General features: G+C 69.8%; 15 protein-coding genes. 6 read left to right on the top strand and 9 right to left on the bottom strand.

The window, feature by feature from the left end; all coding sequences use genetic code 11:
• Positions 1 to 286: hypothetical protein (locus tag M0R80_17225; protein MCK9461374.1), on the bottom strand; the 286-nt coding region annotated here is incomplete at its 3' end.
• A gap of 194 nt (positions 287 to 480) precedes the next feature.
• On the opposite strand from M0R80_17225, the gene M0R80_17230 reads away from it, so the two are divergent.
• Both M0R80_17230 and ndk read left to right on the top strand, forming a co-directional pair.
• On the top strand, positions 481 to 1,011 hold the full coding sequence (locus M0R80_17230; GenBank protein MCK9461375.1) for a hypothetical protein: 531 nt from the start codon (positions 481 to 483) through the stop codon (positions 1,009 to 1,011).
• 3 nt (positions 1,012 to 1,014) lie between these two features.
• Positions 1,015 to 1,425 carry a nucleoside-diphosphate kinase gene (gene ndk, locus M0R80_17235; protein ID MCK9461376.1) on the top strand — a complete coding sequence of 137 codons (411 nt, stop codon included), beginning with the start codon at positions 1,015 to 1,017 and terminating at the stop codon, positions 1,423 to 1,425.
• Here the strand turns inward: ndk and M0R80_17240 are convergent.
• Entirely contained in the window at positions 1,404 to 2,288 is an 885-nt protein-coding gene (locus M0R80_17240; protein MCK9461377.1) for a 23S rRNA (adenine(2503)-C(2))-methyltransferase RlmN, read from the bottom strand. The two genes, ndk and M0R80_17240, sit on opposite strands and share 22 nt — an antisense overlap.
• A 146-nt stretch (positions 2,289 to 2,434) precedes the next feature.
• Between M0R80_17240 and M0R80_17245 the strand changes: the two genes are divergently transcribed.
• Complete coding sequence (locus M0R80_17245; protein ID MCK9461378.1) at positions 2,435 to 3,154, top strand: protein phosphatase 2C domain-containing protein; 720 nt, start codon at positions 2,435 to 2,437, stop codon at positions 3,152 to 3,154.
• 7 nt (positions 3,155 to 3,161) lie between these two features.
• Here the strand turns inward: M0R80_17245 and M0R80_17250 are convergent, their stop codons facing one another.
• Genes M0R80_17250 through hypF form a run of 7 tightly spaced genes read right to left on the bottom strand, consistent with a single transcriptional unit; the run spans position 3,162 to position 9,942 of the window.
• The gene (locus M0R80_17250; protein MCK9461379.1) at positions 3,162 to 4,070 is read right to left on the bottom strand and encodes a serine/threonine protein kinase; all 909 of its coding nucleotides are present in this window, start codon (positions 4,068 to 4,070) and stop codon (positions 3,162 to 3,164) included.
• A 9-nt stretch (positions 4,071 to 4,079) separates the two neighbouring features.
• Entirely contained in the window at positions 4,080 to 4,997 is a 918-nt protein-coding gene (gene hypB / locus M0R80_17255) for a hydrogenase nickel incorporation protein HypB (GenBank protein MCK9461380.1), read from the bottom strand.
• Positions 4,997 to 5,239, bottom strand: a complete 243-nt coding sequence (locus M0R80_17260) for a hydrogenase maturation nickel metallochaperone HypA (GenBank protein ID MCK9461381.1) — start codon at positions 5,237 to 5,239, stop codon at positions 4,997 to 4,999. Before M0R80_17260 ends, hypB begins: the two co-directional genes overlap by 1 nt.
• On the bottom strand, positions 5,239 to 6,252 hold the full coding sequence (gene hypE / locus M0R80_17265; GenBank protein MCK9461382.1) for a hydrogenase expression/formation protein HypE: 1,014 nt from the start codon (positions 6,250 to 6,252) through the stop codon (positions 5,239 to 5,241). The genes M0R80_17260 and hypE overlap by 1 nt, the downstream gene beginning before the upstream one ends.
• Before the next feature lie 2 nt (positions 6,253 to 6,254).
• Positions 6,255 to 7,352: a hydrogenase formation protein HypD gene (gene hypD, locus M0R80_17270; GenBank protein ID MCK9461383.1), complete on the bottom strand. Its 1,098-nt coding sequence runs from the start codon at positions 7,350 to 7,352 to the stop codon at positions 6,255 to 6,257.
• Positions 7,349 to 7,597 (bottom strand): HypC/HybG/HupF family hydrogenase formation chaperone, encoded by a 249-nt coding sequence (locus M0R80_17275; GenBank protein ID MCK9461384.1) that lies wholly within the window; start codon positions 7,595 to 7,597, stop codon positions 7,349 to 7,351. Before M0R80_17275 ends, hypD begins: the two co-directional genes overlap by 4 nt.
• Positions 7,588 to 9,942: a carbamoyltransferase HypF gene (gene hypF, locus M0R80_17280; GenBank protein ID MCK9461385.1), complete on the bottom strand. Its 2,355-nt coding sequence runs from the start codon at positions 9,940 to 9,942 to the stop codon at positions 7,588 to 7,590. The genes M0R80_17275 and hypF overlap by 10 nt, the downstream gene beginning before the upstream one ends.
• 165 nt (positions 9,943 to 10,107) lie before the next feature.
• On the opposite strand from hypF, the gene fdhF reads away from it, so the two are divergent.
• From fdhF to M0R80_17295, 3 genes are all read left to right on the top strand, one after another.
• Positions 10,108 to 12,807, top strand: a complete 2,700-nt coding sequence (gene fdhF, locus M0R80_17285; protein ID MCK9461386.1) for a formate dehydrogenase subunit alpha — start codon at positions 10,108 to 10,110, stop codon at positions 12,805 to 12,807.
• A gap of 22 nt (positions 12,808 to 12,829) precedes the next feature.
• Positions 12,830 to 14,572: an NADH-quinone oxidoreductase subunit NuoF gene (nuoF, locus tag M0R80_17290; protein MCK9461387.1), complete on the top strand. Its 1,743-nt coding sequence runs from the start codon at positions 12,830 to 12,832 to the stop codon at positions 14,570 to 14,572.
• Positions 14,573 to 14,637: 65 nt separating this feature from the next.
• The gene (locus M0R80_17295) at positions 14,638 to 15,450 is read left to right on the top strand and encodes a formate/nitrite transporter family protein (GenBank protein MCK9461388.1); all 813 of its coding nucleotides are present in this window, start codon (positions 14,638 to 14,640) and stop codon (positions 15,448 to 15,450) included.
• Positions 15,451 to 15,452: the final 2 nt, after the last annotated feature.

Raw genomic sequence — 15,452 nt, forward strand, 5'->3', positions numbered from 1 at the left:
TGTCGGTGTCGGTGTCCGTGTCCGTGTCGGTACCACCGTCCGCATCCGTGTCAGTATCCGTGTCGGTGTCGGTGTCCGTGTCGGAATCCGTGTCCGTGTCTGAATCCGTGTCGGTGTCGGAATCGGTGTCCGTGTCGGTGTCGGAATCCGTGTCCGTGTCTGAATCGCTATCGGAGTCGCTGTCGGAGTCCGAATCCGACCCGCCGCCGCCTCCCGAATCGCTGCAGGCGGTCCCGAGCGCGAGAGAGAGCGCGACGAGCATCCAAACCATCAAGTTCCTGTTCATGTCTTCCTCCTGTGTTTTCCACGATCAGCTCAGCGGAAATTGAAAATGGCGAGTTGCCCATATATTATTTCGTCCAACGATTTCAAGTTGTCACGGGCGGTGTCTATCTTTTTTCTAATTGAACGGGATTCCCACCACTTTCTTGCGATCCAAACCCACTTTATATTACAATTACCTACATGGAGGTAATTGTCATGAGAAATGTCTTCCTCGCCATCGTCGTCGGCGCCGTCTTGGCGCTCCCGTCCGTCGGGGCGGCGCGCACCGATCGAGAGCTGACGTACCGGGAGAACGCGATCTGGCACAGCGCGCTCCGGTTCCTCCGCGTCGATTCGGGGTTCAAGATCCTCGAAAAAGACAAGGACGCGGGCTACGTGCTCTTCGAATACAAGGACGGCGAGACCAAGGCCACCGCGTCGCTGGAGATGGTGCTCACGGCGCGCGGCAACAAGCTCTTCGTGCGCGCCCGCCTCCAGATCGAGAACCAGCCGCGCTACGTGGAAGCGGTGCTCATCGACAGGTTTGTCCGGAAGCTGAAGGACGAGTACGGCGAGCCGCCGCCGGCCACGCCCGCGGTCGCCCCCTCCCCCGCGCCCGCCGCGCCGCCGGCCGCCAAGAAGGGCGGGAAGTCCGCGAGCGACGGCGAGGAGGATCCGGAGTCGAAAGAGGAGTCGGAGCTCGAGCCCGAGGACCAGGAGTCCGCCGGCGACCGCGAGGCGGAGTGAGCCATGCCCGAGCGTACCCTGTGCGTGATCAAGCCCAACGCGGTCGAGCGCCGGAAGATCGGCGCGATCGTCGCGCGCTTCGAGGACGCCGACATGCGGATCGCGGCGCTGCGGATGACGACTCTGCGCCGCGACGAGGCCGAGCGGTTCTACGCGGAGCACGCGGGCAAGCCGTTCTTCGCGCGGCTCGTGGCGTTCATGACCTCCGGACCGGTCGTCGCCATGGCGATCGAGGGCGAAGGCGCGGTCGCGCGCTGCCGCGAGATCATGGGCGCCACGGATCCTGCCGCCGCCGCGCCGGGCACGATCCGCGCCCTCTTCGGAGCGAACGTCACCGAGAACGCCGTGCACGGATCCGACTCCCCGGCCTCCGCCGCGCGCGAGATCGCCTTCTACTTCCCGGAAGCCAACTGACCGCACGCCGCGCCGATCCTGCGCCCCTTCGACTCCCGGACGCTCGCCGCGGCGCCCGCCTCGACGAGCCAGCGCGCGAACCGCCGGGCGGCCCTCCAATGAGGCCGCTCGAGGCCCAGGGAGGCGGCCCGCGGCGCCGGGTTGTAGGCGATGACGTTCACGAGCGCGCGGAACGGCGAGAGCCACTCGGCGAGCTCCTGTGCGTGTTCCTGCGCGTCATTGATCCCGCGCAGCAGCACGTACTCGGCGAGGAACACCCGGTTGCGCAGCGGGAACGCGAGGAGCGCCGCGCGCAGCTCGGCCATCGGCCAGCGCCGGTTGACGGGCATCAGGCGCGAGCGGATCGCGTCGTTGGGCGCGTTCACCGACACCGCGACCCCCATGCGGTACGCGCCGCGCCGCGCGAGCTGCTCGAGGCCTGCGACGTGGCCGCACGTGCTCACGGTCATCTGGTGCGTCGAGTAGGCGAGCGGCGGGCGATCCCCCACGCGGCGCGAGTCGATGAGCCGCCGCACGGCCTCGTGCCACGCCTCCAGGTTGTCGAGCGGCTCTCCCATGCCCATGAAAACGAGGTTGTCCGGCCTGCGGAACAGCCGCTCCGCGAGCGCCGCCTGCCCCGCGATCTCCAAAGGCGAGAGATCGCGCACGAAGCCCATCGCCCCGGTGGCGCAGTAGCGGCACCCCATCCGGCACCCGACCTGCGTCGAGACGCAGAGGGTGAGGCGGCTCGCGCCGTCGCGCGCCGAGCCGGGGATGAGCGCGCACTCGACGACCGCGCCGTCGCGCAGCCCGAGCGCGAGCTTGACGACCCCGTCGTCGCGCCGGATCTTCACCACCTCCGGGAGCTGCGCCGCCGTCGACATCGGCCCATTCCTATCAGGAGCGACGCCCACCCTCGACAAGATAAAATGAGATATGGTCTCGAAACTCCTCCGAAAGAGGTCGGAGGAGATCGCCGGGGTCGTCAACGATGCGCTGCTCGTCGTGCGGGAAGAGCGATATCGGCCGGGTGCGGAAGACCAACCAGGACGCCTTCCTGTGCGACGACGACATCGGGCTCTACGTCGTGGCGGACGGCATGGGCGGGCACGCGGCGGGCGAGATCGCCGCGCAGGAGTCGGTCCAGGCGATCCACGACATGATCGTGCGGGGCCGCGACGTCGTCCGCGACTTCCTGAGCGCGCCGGCGACGCGCGAGTCCACGCGGACCATCTGCCGCCTGCTCGAGAGCGCGGTCCAGTCGGCCACGTACATGGTGTTCGGCCTCGCCGAGCAGAAGCCGGGGTGCGAGGGCATGGGCACGACGGTCTCGGCGATCCTCCTGTCCGGCGCGTACGGGATCACCGCCCAGGTCGGCGACACGCGCATCTACTGCATCCGCGGCGACGACGTCATCCAGCTCACCGAGGACCACACCTTGGTCAACTGGCAGATCCGCGAGGGGATGCTCACACCGGAAGAGGGGGCGCGCTCACCGCACCGCAACGTCATCACGCGCGCGGTCGGGAACCACGACTACGTGCAGGTGGACACGCAGGTCGTCTCGGTGCGCCCGGGCGACAAGTTCCTCATCTGCTCGGACGGGCTGCACGGCTACGTCAAGCGCGGCGAGATCGGCGCGATCCTGGCGGGCGAGCTCCCGGCGGCGTGCGACACGCTCTTGAACCTCGCGAACCAGCGCGGCGGCCGCGACAACATCACCGCGGTCGCGATCGAGGTGCTGGGCTGACGGCGAGTCAGTCGAGCGCGGCGAGCGCGGCGATGATCTGCTCCATGGAGTCCGGCCTGCTCCGCGGCGACTTCTCGAGGCACCGCATGACGAGCCGCTCGAGATCGGGCGCGACCGCGACGCCGAGCTCGTGCAGCGGCGTCGGCCGGCTCTTGACGTGCTTGCGCAGGATCGCCTGGGGATCGTCGCCGTCGAACGGCAGCAGGCCGGCGATCATCTCGTACAGGATCACGCCGAGGGCGTAGACGTCGCTGCGGCTGTCGATGGGGCCGCCCATCGCCTGCTCCGGGGAGACGTACTGGGGCGTGCCGAGCACGTGCTGGGTCGTCGTGATCCTGGGCGCGTCCACGATGCGCGCGATGCCGAAGTCGACGAGCTTGACGACGCTCCCGACCTGCGAGCCCCGGGGCAGGAGGACGTTCTCCGGCTTCAGATCCCGGTGGATGACGCCCTTCTCGTGGGCCGCCGCGAGGCCCTCCGCGATGGCGGCGCCTATCAGCACGACGCGCAGCGTGGACATGCGGCCGGCCCGGATGAGCTTGCGGAGCGGCGGGCCGTTCACGTACTCCATGACGATGAACAGCTCGCCCTCGGCGGTCTCCCCCACCTCGTATGTCCGCGCGACCGCCGGGTGCACGATGCGGGAGGCCGCACGCGACTCGTACATGAATCGCTCCCGGACCTGGAGGTCGAGCAGCAGATCATCCCGGAGCACCTTCACCGCGACCGGGGAGCCGTCCTCGGTGCTCCGCGCGAGGTAGACCGTCCCCATGCCGCCGCGCGCGATGCGCTGCGTGATGCGGTAACGGCCCGAGAGGACGCGCCCGCGCATGGCGTCCGGCGCGTTCTTCGCGGCGCGCGCTCTCCCGCGACGCGCCGGCGTCACCTCGATCGGGGTCGGGTTGTCGATCGGCATGAGCCCACGCTATGCCCCGTGCGGCCGATGGGTCAACCGCTTCAGGTAGTCGATCCAGGCCGGCATCCCCTCCCCCGTCCGCGCGCTGAGCTCGAACAGGGCGACGTCCGGCCGGACGCCGCGCAAAGCCGCGCGGCAGCGCGCCATGTCGAACTCGAGGTGCGGCAGGAGATCGATCTTCGTGATCACGCACGCCGGCGCGTCGTGGAACAGCACGGGGTACTTGAGCGGCTTGTCCTCGCCCTCCGTCACGGACAGGAGCGCGATCTTGAGGTGCTCGCCGAGATCGAACGCCGCCGGACACACGAGGTTTCCGACGTTCTCGATGACGAGCAGGCGCACCCCGTCGGTCACGACGCGCTCGAGACTCGCGCCGATCTGCGCCGCGCTGAGGTGGCACGCCGCGCGCGTCTCGATCTGCACGACCGGAGCGCCCTTCCCGGCGAGCCGCCGGGCGTCGTTGTCGGTGCTCTGATCGCCGTTGATGACCGCGCACCCGATCACGCCGCGCAGCGCCTCCAGCGTGCGTTCGAGCAGGAGGGTCTTTCCCGTGCCGGGCGAGGAGATGAGGTTCACCGCGACGACGCCCCGCGCGTCCAGCCACTCGCGGTTCCGCCGGGCCTCCCGATCGTTCCCCGCCAAGACGCGCGACTCGATCTCGATGCGCCGGCGGGTCGCGCCGTCGGCAGCGGGGCGTGAATGACCGCGGTCGTGATCGTGCTCGTGATCGTGGACGTGCTCCGTTCCGTCCTCGTGGTGATGCGTGTGCACGTGCGCCGCCGGCTTGCCGAGCCCGGAGATCTCCACGTGGATGCGGATCGTCCCGTCCTTCGCGGCGTCGACCCGGGTCTCGACATCGGCCCGCTCGCCCTTCCCGTCGAAGAACGCCCGCGCGTTCCCGTCCTCGCACCCGCAATCGCGGCACATCACTCCACCTCCATGGCGACGACGAGCAGATCCCTGCCCGGCACGACCTCTATGGCGAGGGTCGCCCCCTCGGCCGCCGTCCGCTCCGCGGCGAACGGGAACACGAACTCGAGCGCTTCGCGATCGATGCCGCTCAGGTCGCCGACGACGAGCTCGATCCGAACGATGCGCGCGGCGCCTTCGCGCCTGGCGACCTCCTCGACCTGCTCTATCAACGCGGTCGCCATGCCGAGCTCGTGCATCAGCAGATCCTCGGCAGGAGCTCGCCCTGCGGCACGTCGACGAGCCGGCGGCCGCCGATCGATGTCTCGAGCACCACACGGCCGCGATCGCGCGTCACCGAGCCTATCACCCTCGCGCCGCTTCCTTCCGGCAACCGCCTCCAGCGCTCGAGCACCTCGGCGCTGGCCTCGGGCGCGCAGACTATCAACGCGCGGCCCTCGGACGCGACGTGGAGGAGATCCACGCCGAGCACCTCCGCCACGGCGCGCGCGCCGTCCGAGAACGGCATTTCGCGCTCGCGAAGCAGGATGCCGACGTCCGCTCGCCCGCCGAGCATCTCGTTGAGCGTCGACGCGGCCCCGCCGCGCGTCGGATCACGCATGAAGCGGATCATCGGCGCGAGATCCGCGACGGCGAGCACGAGCCCGTGCACCGGCCCGGTGTCGCTCACGAGCCGGCCGCCCACGTCCATGCCGGCGCGCGCCGCCATCACGGCCATCCCGTGATCGCCGAGATCGCCGCTCGCGATGACCGCGTCGCCCGCCGCGAGCCGGTCGGCCCCGAGCTCGAACCCGGGCAGCGCCTCGCCGATCCCCGCCGTGTTGACGTAGAGCCCGTCGCACTGCCCTCGCGCGACCACCTTCGTGTCACCGGTCGCGATCCCGACGCCGCAGCGAGCCGCCGCGCGGGCGACCGAGTCGAGCACCCCGTCGAGCTCCTCGAACGGCAGCCCCTCCTCGCAGATCAGCGCGAGCGAGAGCCAGAGGGGGCGGCCGCCGCCCACCGCGATGTCGTTCACCGTTCCGTAGACGGCGAGATCGCCGATGTCCCCGCCGGGAAACCGCTTCGGCGAGACGACGAAGCTGTCCGTGGTGAACACGAGCGAGGCGCCGCCGATCGCGAGCCGCGCCGCGTCCGGCAGGCCCCGGAGCGGCCCGTCGCCGAAGCGCGGGGCGATGTGCCCCTCGACGAGATCGCGGGACAGGCGCCCGCCGCCGCCGTGCCCGAGCTGAATTCTGCCTCCGTTCGCCACGATCACCTCGAGTACTTGTAATATGCGGCGCAGCTCCCCTCGCCGCTCACCATGCACGGCCCCACCGGGTGGTCGGGCGTGCACGCGCCGCCGAACATCGCGCAGCCGTCCGGGAGGATCTTCCCCTTGAGGACGTCGCCGCACTGGCATCCGGGATCGGGCCCTCGGCCCGCGGTCGTCACGCCGTACACGCGCGCCGCGTCGAACGCCGCGAGCTCCTCCCGGATCGCGAGGCCGCTCCCGGGGATCACGCCTATCCCGCGCCACACGGCGTCTGCCGGCTCGAGCGCCTCGGCGATGGCCCGCCGCGCCTTCGCGTTCCCCTCGTCCTTCACCACGCGCCGGTACTGGTTCACGACCCGCGCCTCGCCGTCCGCGAGCTGCTCGAGCAGGTCCTGGATCCCGAGGAGGATGTCGAGCGGCTCGAAGCCCGCGATGGTGCACGGGATCCCGTAGCGCTCCGCGAATGGGGCGTACGCCCGGGCGCCGATCACCGCGCTCACGTGCGCCGGGCACAGGAACGCGTCGACGGCGACCTCCGGGTCCTCGGCCAGCGCGACGAGCGCGGGGGGCACGGTCTTGAACGCCGTGAGCATCGAAAACCGCGACGCCCCTCCCGCGCGGGCCGTCCCGAGGAGCGCGGCGAGCGGCGCGACGGTCGTCTCGAAGCCGACCGCGAGGAACACGACCTCGGCCGCGCCGTCTCTCCGGGCGAGCGCCAACGCCTCGGCGGGGGAGTAGCACACCACGACGCGGGCGCCCTCGGCGCGGGCCTCGGAGAGGCTGCGCTCGGTGCCGGGGACCCGCAGCATGTCACCGAAGGAGGCGATCGTGACCCCGCGCCCCGCGAGCTCGATCGCCGCGTCGACGTACCCTGCGTCCGTCACGCAGACCGGGCAGCCCGGGCCGCTGCAGAGAACCACGTTCTCCGGCAGGACGTCGCGGATGCCGTGCCGGGCGATCGCCATCGTGTGGGTGCCGCAGATCTCCATCAGGCGCACCGTTCGCCCGACCCGCGCGAGCCTCTCCGCCGCATCCCGAATCCGCTTCGCGATGTAGCGCGCGGCGTCCGGATCGCGGTATCCGTCCAGGTACTTCATGCCAGGCCGCCCCCCGGCTCGTCGCGCTCGAACCGCGCCATCTCGGCGAACAGGGCGAGCCGCGCGTCCGCCTCCGCCTGATCCAGCTTCTCGATGGCGTAGCCGGCGTGAACGATGACGTAGTCGCCCTCGATCACTTCCTCGACGAGACCCAAATCGACCTGGTAGCGCGTCCCGTCGACCTCGGCGACGGCTGAGCCGCCGTCCGAAATCGAGACGATCCGCATCGGAACCGCTACGCACATCCGAAGCCCCCCCCGGCAACAACCGCCTGCCCGAGCGCGATCCCGCCGTCTCCCGGCGGCACCGCGCGGTGCAGGAGTGTCATATACCCCTCGCGGCGCAACCCCGCCACGATCCTGTCGACCACGATCCGGTTCAGCATCACCCCGCCCGAGAGCGCGACGGTCGAAACCCCGGTCTCCGCCGCGCCGCGCCTCGCGAGCGCGACCGCCGCCCCGGTGATCGCCCTGTGGAACCCCGCGGCGAGCTCGCCCGCACGCGCCCTCGGCAGCGCCAACTCGGCGACCTCCGCGAACAATGGCCCGAGGTCGATTATCGCCGTTTCAGGGTCGACGAGGAAGTCGAACGGGAGCTCGGGCGCGGCGCCGCCGCCGCTCTCGAAATCGCGCGCCGCGGCCTCGAGCCATACCGCGGCCTGTCCCTCGTAGGTGACGGCCGCCGGGGCGACTCCGACGAGCGCGGCGAACGCGTCGAAGGCGCGGCCGACGGCGTGGGTGGAAGGCGCGCCGGAGCCCGTCCGGCACTGGTACCGCAGGGCCTCGAGCTCCACTCCGGAGACGCCGAGCCGCTCGAGGAGCGATCCGTCGAGCCGCGCGCCGCAAGCGATGAGGCGGGCGATCGCCTGCCGCGCGGGCCGGCGCACCGCCGCATCGCCGCCCGGGAGCGGCACTCCCGCGAACGTCCCCTTGCGCGTGAACCCCGCCGGCGTGACGTGCAGCAGCTCCCCGCCCCAGATCGCGCCGTCGGTCCCGAGGCCGGTGCCGTCGAAGACGAGCGCCAGCGCCTCCTTCACGCCGTGCTCGGCCATGCACGCCGCCGCGTGCGCGTGGTGGTGCTGCACCGCGACGACCGGCGCGCCGAGCCGCGCGGCGAGCTCGATCCCGACGCGGGTCGCGCGCATGTCCGGGTGGAGATCGACCGCGACGACCTCGGGCTCGCGGGCGAAGTACGCCGGGAAGACGCGCACGACCTCGAGGAGCCCGTCGAGCGCCTCGGGCGTCTCGAGATCGCCGACGTGCGGCGAGAGGACGACCTCGTCCGCGAAGCCGAGCGCGATCGCGTTCTTCAGCTCGGCGCCCATGGCGAGGACGGTCCGCGCGAGCGGCGCCTCGAGCCGAATCGGCGTCGGCGCGTAGCCGCGCGCCCTGCGGAGCACCCTCGGCTCGCCCGAGATCTCGGCGCACAGGGAGTCGTCGTTGCGCAGCGCGATCTCCCGGTCGTGGCACAGGTAGAGATCCGCGATCCCCGAGAGGCGCTCGACCGCCTCGGCGTTCGTGACGCAGATCGGCTCGCCGCGCCGGTTGCCGCTCGTCATCACGAGCAGCTCGAACCGTGCGACGGGATCGCCCGGCAGCGGTTCGGCGAGCAGCAGGTGGAGCGGCGATGTCGGCAGCATCACGCCCAGCGTCGCCGTGCCGGGCGCGAGCAGGTCGAGCGGGAGCCCGGCCGAGGCGCACGCGCCGGGATCCGCGTCGAGGATCGCGATAGGCGCGATCGGGCTCTCGAGGAGGCGCGCCATGGCCTCCGGGACGCGGCAGTAGCGGGCCGCGGCGCGCAGATCCCGCGCCATCACGGCGAAAGGCTTGTGCGGCCGCCGCTTGAGGTCGCGCAGCCGCCCGAGCGCCGCCCGGTCGAAGGGGTTCACCGCGAGCAGGAAGCCGCCCAGCCCGCGCACCGCGACGATCCGCCCGTCCCGGATCGCCTCGCGCGCTACCCGCAGCGGATCGGGCGCGTCCAAGACAGCGCCGTCCGCGTCGAGGAGCCGGAGCCTCGGCCCGCAGATCGGGCACGCGATGCTCTCGGCGTGGTACCGCCGGTTCGCCGGATCCCCGTACTCGGCGCGGCAGGTCGGGCACAGGGGGAACGCCTTGAGCGCGGTCCGCTCGCGGTCGTACGGCATCCCCTCGACCACGGTGTAGCGCGGGCCGCAGCTCGTGCAGGTGGTGAACGGGTAGCCGAAGAAGCGGGTGCCGGGATCGAGCACCTCGCGCGCGCAGTCCTCGCACATCGCGAGATCCGCCGGGATGGAGATCCGCATCGCGCCCGACGCCGCGCTCTCGGCGATCTCGAAGCCGCGAAGCTCCTCCCCGGGCGGGACGACGGCGCGCGAGATCTCCACCAGCTCGTCGAGCCTCGCCTGTCTGGGCAGCCGCTCGGGCAGCCGAGCGACGAACCTTTCGATCTCGGCGCGCGCCCCCTCGACGACGAGGCGCACCGTCCCGGAGCGGTTCTGGACATACCCCGCGAGGCCGTCCGCGGCCGCGATCCGCGCGAGTGTCGGCCGGAAACCGACGCCCTGGACCACGCCGCGCAGATCCAGGGTGAGGCGGATGGTGACTCGAGACATGAGGAATATCAGTATGCTACGGAAGGCCGTCGGGACAAAGCGCTATGGTCAGGCAAGCATATTCGATAGTGAAAACGACCTATCGAAAATCATATTTTTTCGCGCACACACGAGATAGACAACCGCATTGGCCGAAGCGCCAAAACGAATTCCACCGAGGAGGCGATCTTGCGTATTACAATCGACGGGCGCGAGTTCGAGTGCGAAGGAAGTCAGACCGTTCTCGACGTGGCGCGCCAAAACGGCATCAACATCCCCGCCCTGTGCTACCACGCGAAGACCGGCAAGGCCGGCAGGTGCCGTGCGTGCCTCGTCGAGATCGAGGGCGTAAACGGCCTGAAGGAGTCGTGCGCGCTCCCCGTTCGCGACAAGATGGCCGTCCGCACCGCGACCCCGCGCGTCCTCGAGGCGAGGCGGATGGTCGTGGAGCTGCTCCTCGCCGACGGCCACCACAACTGCATCTCGTGCCAGGCGAACGGCGCCTGCGAGCTGCAGAAGATGGCGTACGACCTCGGCATCGAGCGGCCCGGGATCCGCATCGACAGCGCGCCGTCACCCCTCGACGAGTCGTCCCAGGGCATCGTGCGCGAGGCTGACAAGTGCATCGAGTGCGGCCGCTGCGTCAGCGCGTGCCAGAACGGCGTCGTCAACGAGGTGCTCGCCTTCGGCTACAGGGGCAAGCACACCAAGGTCGTGTGCGACGAGGACGTGCCGATGGGCGAGTCGACCTGCGTGCAGTGCGGCGAGTGCGTGCAGATCTGCCCGGTCGGCGCGCTCGTCCTGCGCCAGCCCAAGGACCGGAAGATCCGGCCGATCGAGACGCAGGCGACGAAGGTCACGTGCCCGTACTGCGGCGTCGGCTGCCAGATCGATTTTCACGTCAAGGACAACAAGTACGCGTTCGCCATGGCGCACGAGCAGCGCTGGAACGAGCAGCCGAACAAGGGGATGCTCTGCGTCAAGGGCCGCTTCGGGCTCGACTTCGTCGACGCCCCCGACCGGCTCCGCACTCCGCTCGTCCGCAAGAACGGCGAGCTGCAACCCACGACCTGGGACGAGGCGCTCGCGACCGTCGCGGAGCGGCTTGGGAAGGTCAAGGCCGCCCACGGCGCGGACGCGATCGGCTTCTTCACGTCCGCGAAGGTCACGAACGAGGAGAACTACGCGCTCATGCGCTTCGCGAGGGCGGTCGTCGGCACCAACAACATCGACCACTGCGCACGATTGTGACACAGCTCAACCGTGGCCGGTCTGGCCGCAACCCTCGGCTCGGGCGCCATGACGAACAGCCTCGAGGAGGTCCTCGACGCGAAGGTGATCTTCCTGATTGGATCCAACACGACCGACAACCACCCGGTGTTCGGCGCGCTCATCAAGCGCGCGGTGAAGCAGAACGGCGCGAAGCTGATCGTCTGCGACCCGAGGCGGATCGATCTCGTCAAGTTCTCCGACCTCTGGCTCCAGCAGCGCAACGGGACCGACGTCGCCTTGCTCCAGGGGCTCCAGCACATCATCCTCCGCGACGGGCTGGAGGCCAAGGAATACGTCGCCGAGCGCTGCGAGGGGTTCGACGAGTACAAGAAGTCGCTCGAGCCCTTCACGCCCGAGAAGGTCGAGGAGATCACGGGCGTCCCGCGGGACCTCCTCGAGAAGACCGCGCGGCTCTTCGCGACGGGAGGCCGCGGCGCGCTGTACTACTGCATGGGCATCACGCAGCACAGCCACGGCGTCGACAACGTCAAGGCGTGCGTCAACCTCCAGCTTCTCACGGGCAACATCGGGTTCCTGGGCGGCGGCGTGAACCCGCTGCGCGGCCAGAGCAACGTGCAGGGCGCCTGCGACATGGGCGGGCTGCCGAACGTCTTCACCGGCTACCAGCCGGTGACCGACGAGAACGCGCGCAAGAAGTTCTCCGAGCGATGGAAGGCGCCCGAGCTCTCCGCGAAGCCCGGCCTGACCCTGACGGACATGATCGGCGCCTGCGGCGACAAGATCCGCGCGCTCTACGTGCTCGGGGAGAACCCGCTCATGTCCGATCCCAACCTGCACCACGTGGAGGAGAGCCTCGCGAAGCTCGATCTGCTCGTCGTTCAGGACATCTTCCTCACGGAGACCGCCAAGCGCGCCGACGTGGTGCTCCCGGGCGTCACCTTCGCCGAGAAGACCGGCACCATCTCCAACACGGAGCGGCGCGTGCAGCTCTCGAACCAGGCGATCCGGCCCACGGGCGACGCGCGCCAGGACTACGAGATCGTCGCGGATCTCGCCGCGCGGTTCGGACACGAGTTCCCGCGCAGCCCCGAGGCGCTGTTCGAGGAGATCCGCGCGCTCACGCCGTCGTACGCGGGCATCACCTTCGACAGGATCCGCGAGGTCGGCATCCAGTGGCCGTGCCCGAACGAGGGGCACCCGGGCACCAAGTTCCTGCACCGCGACAAGTTCTCGCGCGGCAAGGGGGTGCTGACGCCGCTCGCGTACAAGCCGCCCGCGGAGGAGCCGGACGCGGAATGGAACATGACGCTCTCGACGGGGCGGCTCCTAGAGCACTTCCACACCGGGAGCATGACCCGGCGCTCCGCCATCCTCGACTTCATCGTGAAGACCGGGCACGTCGAGATCCACCCGTCCGACGCCGCGAAGCACGGCCTCGCGACGGGCGACGAGGTCCGCGTGTCGACCCGCCGCGGCGAGATCACGACCCGGGTGCTCGTCACCGACCGCGTCGCGCCGTCCTCGATCTTCGTGCCGTTCCACTTCGCCGAGGCGGCGGCCAACGTCCTCACGAACGACGCCCTCGACCCGGTGTCCAGGATCCCCGAGTACAAGGTTTGTGCGGCCCGCATCCGACCGGCCGCCAGAGCGTGATCGACGAACGGAGGCAAACGCGATGTTGACCACTGAACTCAAGCTCTCCATCGAGCAGATGGCCGCGAGATATCCGAGCCGCCGATCGGCCCTCATGCCCGCGCTGCACCTGGTCCAGCGCGCGTCGGGCGGGTGGGTCTCCAAGGAGCAGCTGGCGGAGATTGCCGACGCGATCCAGATCCCGCGCTCGGTCGCGTTCGGCGTGCAGAGCTACTACACGATGTACAACCGGCAGCCGGTCGGGCGCTACCACCTGCAGGTCGACGTCAACGTCCCGGCGATGCTCGCGGGCGCGGACGAGACCGTGGCGGCGCTCTCGAAGCTGCTCGGGATCGCCCCGGGCGAGACGACCGGGGACGGCCTCTTCACGCTGTCGCGCGTGCAGGATCTCGGCGCGTGCGGCAGCTGCCCGGTGATCCAGGTCAACGACCGCTACTACACGAAGGTGACGCCGGACCGCGTCGGCGCGCTCATCGACAGCCTGCGCAAGGGCGTGATGCCGGACTGGGACGACACGGCCGCGTTCGGGACCGAGTGCAACCTCCTCCTCAAGCACCGCGGCTCGACGAAGCACCGCGACATCGCCGCCTACCAGGCGGACGGCGGCTACAAGGCGCTCGCGAAGGCGCTGGAGATGGGGCGGGCCGCGGTCGCCCAGGAGGTGAAGGACGCGGCCGTCCGCGGGCGCGGCGGCGCCGGCTTCCCGATGGGCACGAAGTGGAGCTTCGTCCCGAAGGACACCGGCAAGCCGGTCTACCTGATCTGCAACGCGGACGAGGGCGAGCCCGGCACGTACAAGGATCGGCAGATCATGGAGTTCGATCCGCACCTCCTCATCGAGGGGATGGCGATCGCCGGCCTCGCGATCGGCTCGGCGCTCGGGTTCATCTACATCCGCGGCGAGTTCGACTGGATCGCCGACATCCTGGACGCCGCCATCGAGCAGGCCCGGCGCGGGAAGCTCCTCGGCGCGAGCGTCCTCGGCTCCGAGTTCGCGTTCGACATCGTCGTGCACCGTGGAGCGGGCGCCTACGTCTGCGGCGAGGAGACGGCGCTCATCGAGTCGCTCGAGGGCAAGCGCGGGCAGCCGCGCCTGAAGCCGCCCTTCCCCGCCGCCGTGGGCGTCTACGGCTGCCCGACCGTCGTCAACAACGTCGAGTCGCTCGCGCTCGTGCCGTACGTCATCGAGCACGGCGCCGCGGCCTTCAAGGAGATCGGGACGCCGAACAACTTCGGCCCGAGGATCTTCGGCATCTCCGGCCACGTGAAGAGGCCCGGGACCTACGAGTACCCGCTCGGCACGCCGCTCGAGACGCTGCTCGAGGCCGCGGGCGGCGTCGACGGCAAGCTCAAGGCGGTGATCGTCGGCGGCCTCTCGGTCCCGATCCTGACCGCGGAGGAGGCCAAGGGGCTCCGCATGGACTACGACTCGTGCCAGAAGGCCGGCACCATGCTGGGCTCGGGCGGGGTCATCGTGATGAACGACACGACGAGCATCCCGAAGGTCGCCCTGCGCGCCATCGAGTTCTACGCGCACGAGTCGTGCGGGCAGTGCACGCCTTGCCGCAACGGCTCGAACGCCGTCCGCGCGCTGCTGACCCGGCTCGCCGCCGGCCACGGCTCCAGAGAGGACATTGACACCGTCCTCCGCTTGTGCCAGACGATTCGCGGCACGACTCTGTGCCCCACCGGCGAGGCGTTCGCGATGCCGATCCAGGCGATGGTCAAGAAGTTCCGAGGCGAGTTCGAAGCCCTCGTCGGCTGACGGGCGAGCGCTCGATCTCTCAGAAGGACCTCCTCATAGAAGGACACAGGAAGGAGAACAAAAAGATGTCGAACAAGCCGTTTGAAATCGTCCAGACATGCTGCACCGCGGGTGCGTACAAGGCCAAGCTCGCGATCCCGAACCTCCTGGTGAGATCGTTCATGGCGGGCCTCTTCATCGCCGTCGGCGCGGCGCTCGCGACGGTGTGCGGGACCGGGATCGCGACCCCGGGCCTCAAGTCGCTGATCGCCGGCTCGGTCTTCCCGGTCGGCCTCATCGCGATCGTCCTGACGGGCATGGAGCTGTTCACGGGCGACTGCATGCTCATGCCGGTCGCGGTGCTGAACAAGCGGACGACCTGGATGCGCATCCTCCTCGTGTGGGTGTTCGTCTACGTCGGGAACTTCGTCGGCTCGATCTTCTGGGCGTACCTGATGTCCGTGGGCCCGCTGTGCAAGGGCGGCGGGGCCATCCTCACGCCGGCCGGCGAGAACGCGAAGGCGATCGCGGAGAGCAAGGTGCTGCCGTACATCGCCGAGGGCGCGGCCGGCTGGTGGTCGGCGTTCATGAAGGGGATCGCGTGCAACCTGCTCGTCAACGTCGCCATCCTGCTGGCGTTCTCGTCCAAGAGCATGATCGGCAAGTTCTTCGGCATCTGGTTCCCGATCATGGCCTTCGTCGCCTCCGGCTTCGAGCACAGCGTGGCGAACATGTACTTCATCCCGGCGGGCATCTTCATGGGCGCGAACGTCACGTGGGCCCAGTTCGCCGTCTGGAACCTCGCGCCCGTGACGCTGGGCAACATCGTCGGCGGCATGGTGTTCATCGGCTTCGTCTACTACTACGTCTTCTGCAGGGAGATGCCCAAAGAGGCGTGAAC

This window comes from Pseudomonadota bacterium, from assembly GCA_023229365.1.
GTDB lineage: Bacteria > Myxococcota_A > Polyangia > JAAYKL01 > JAAYKL01 > JALNZK01.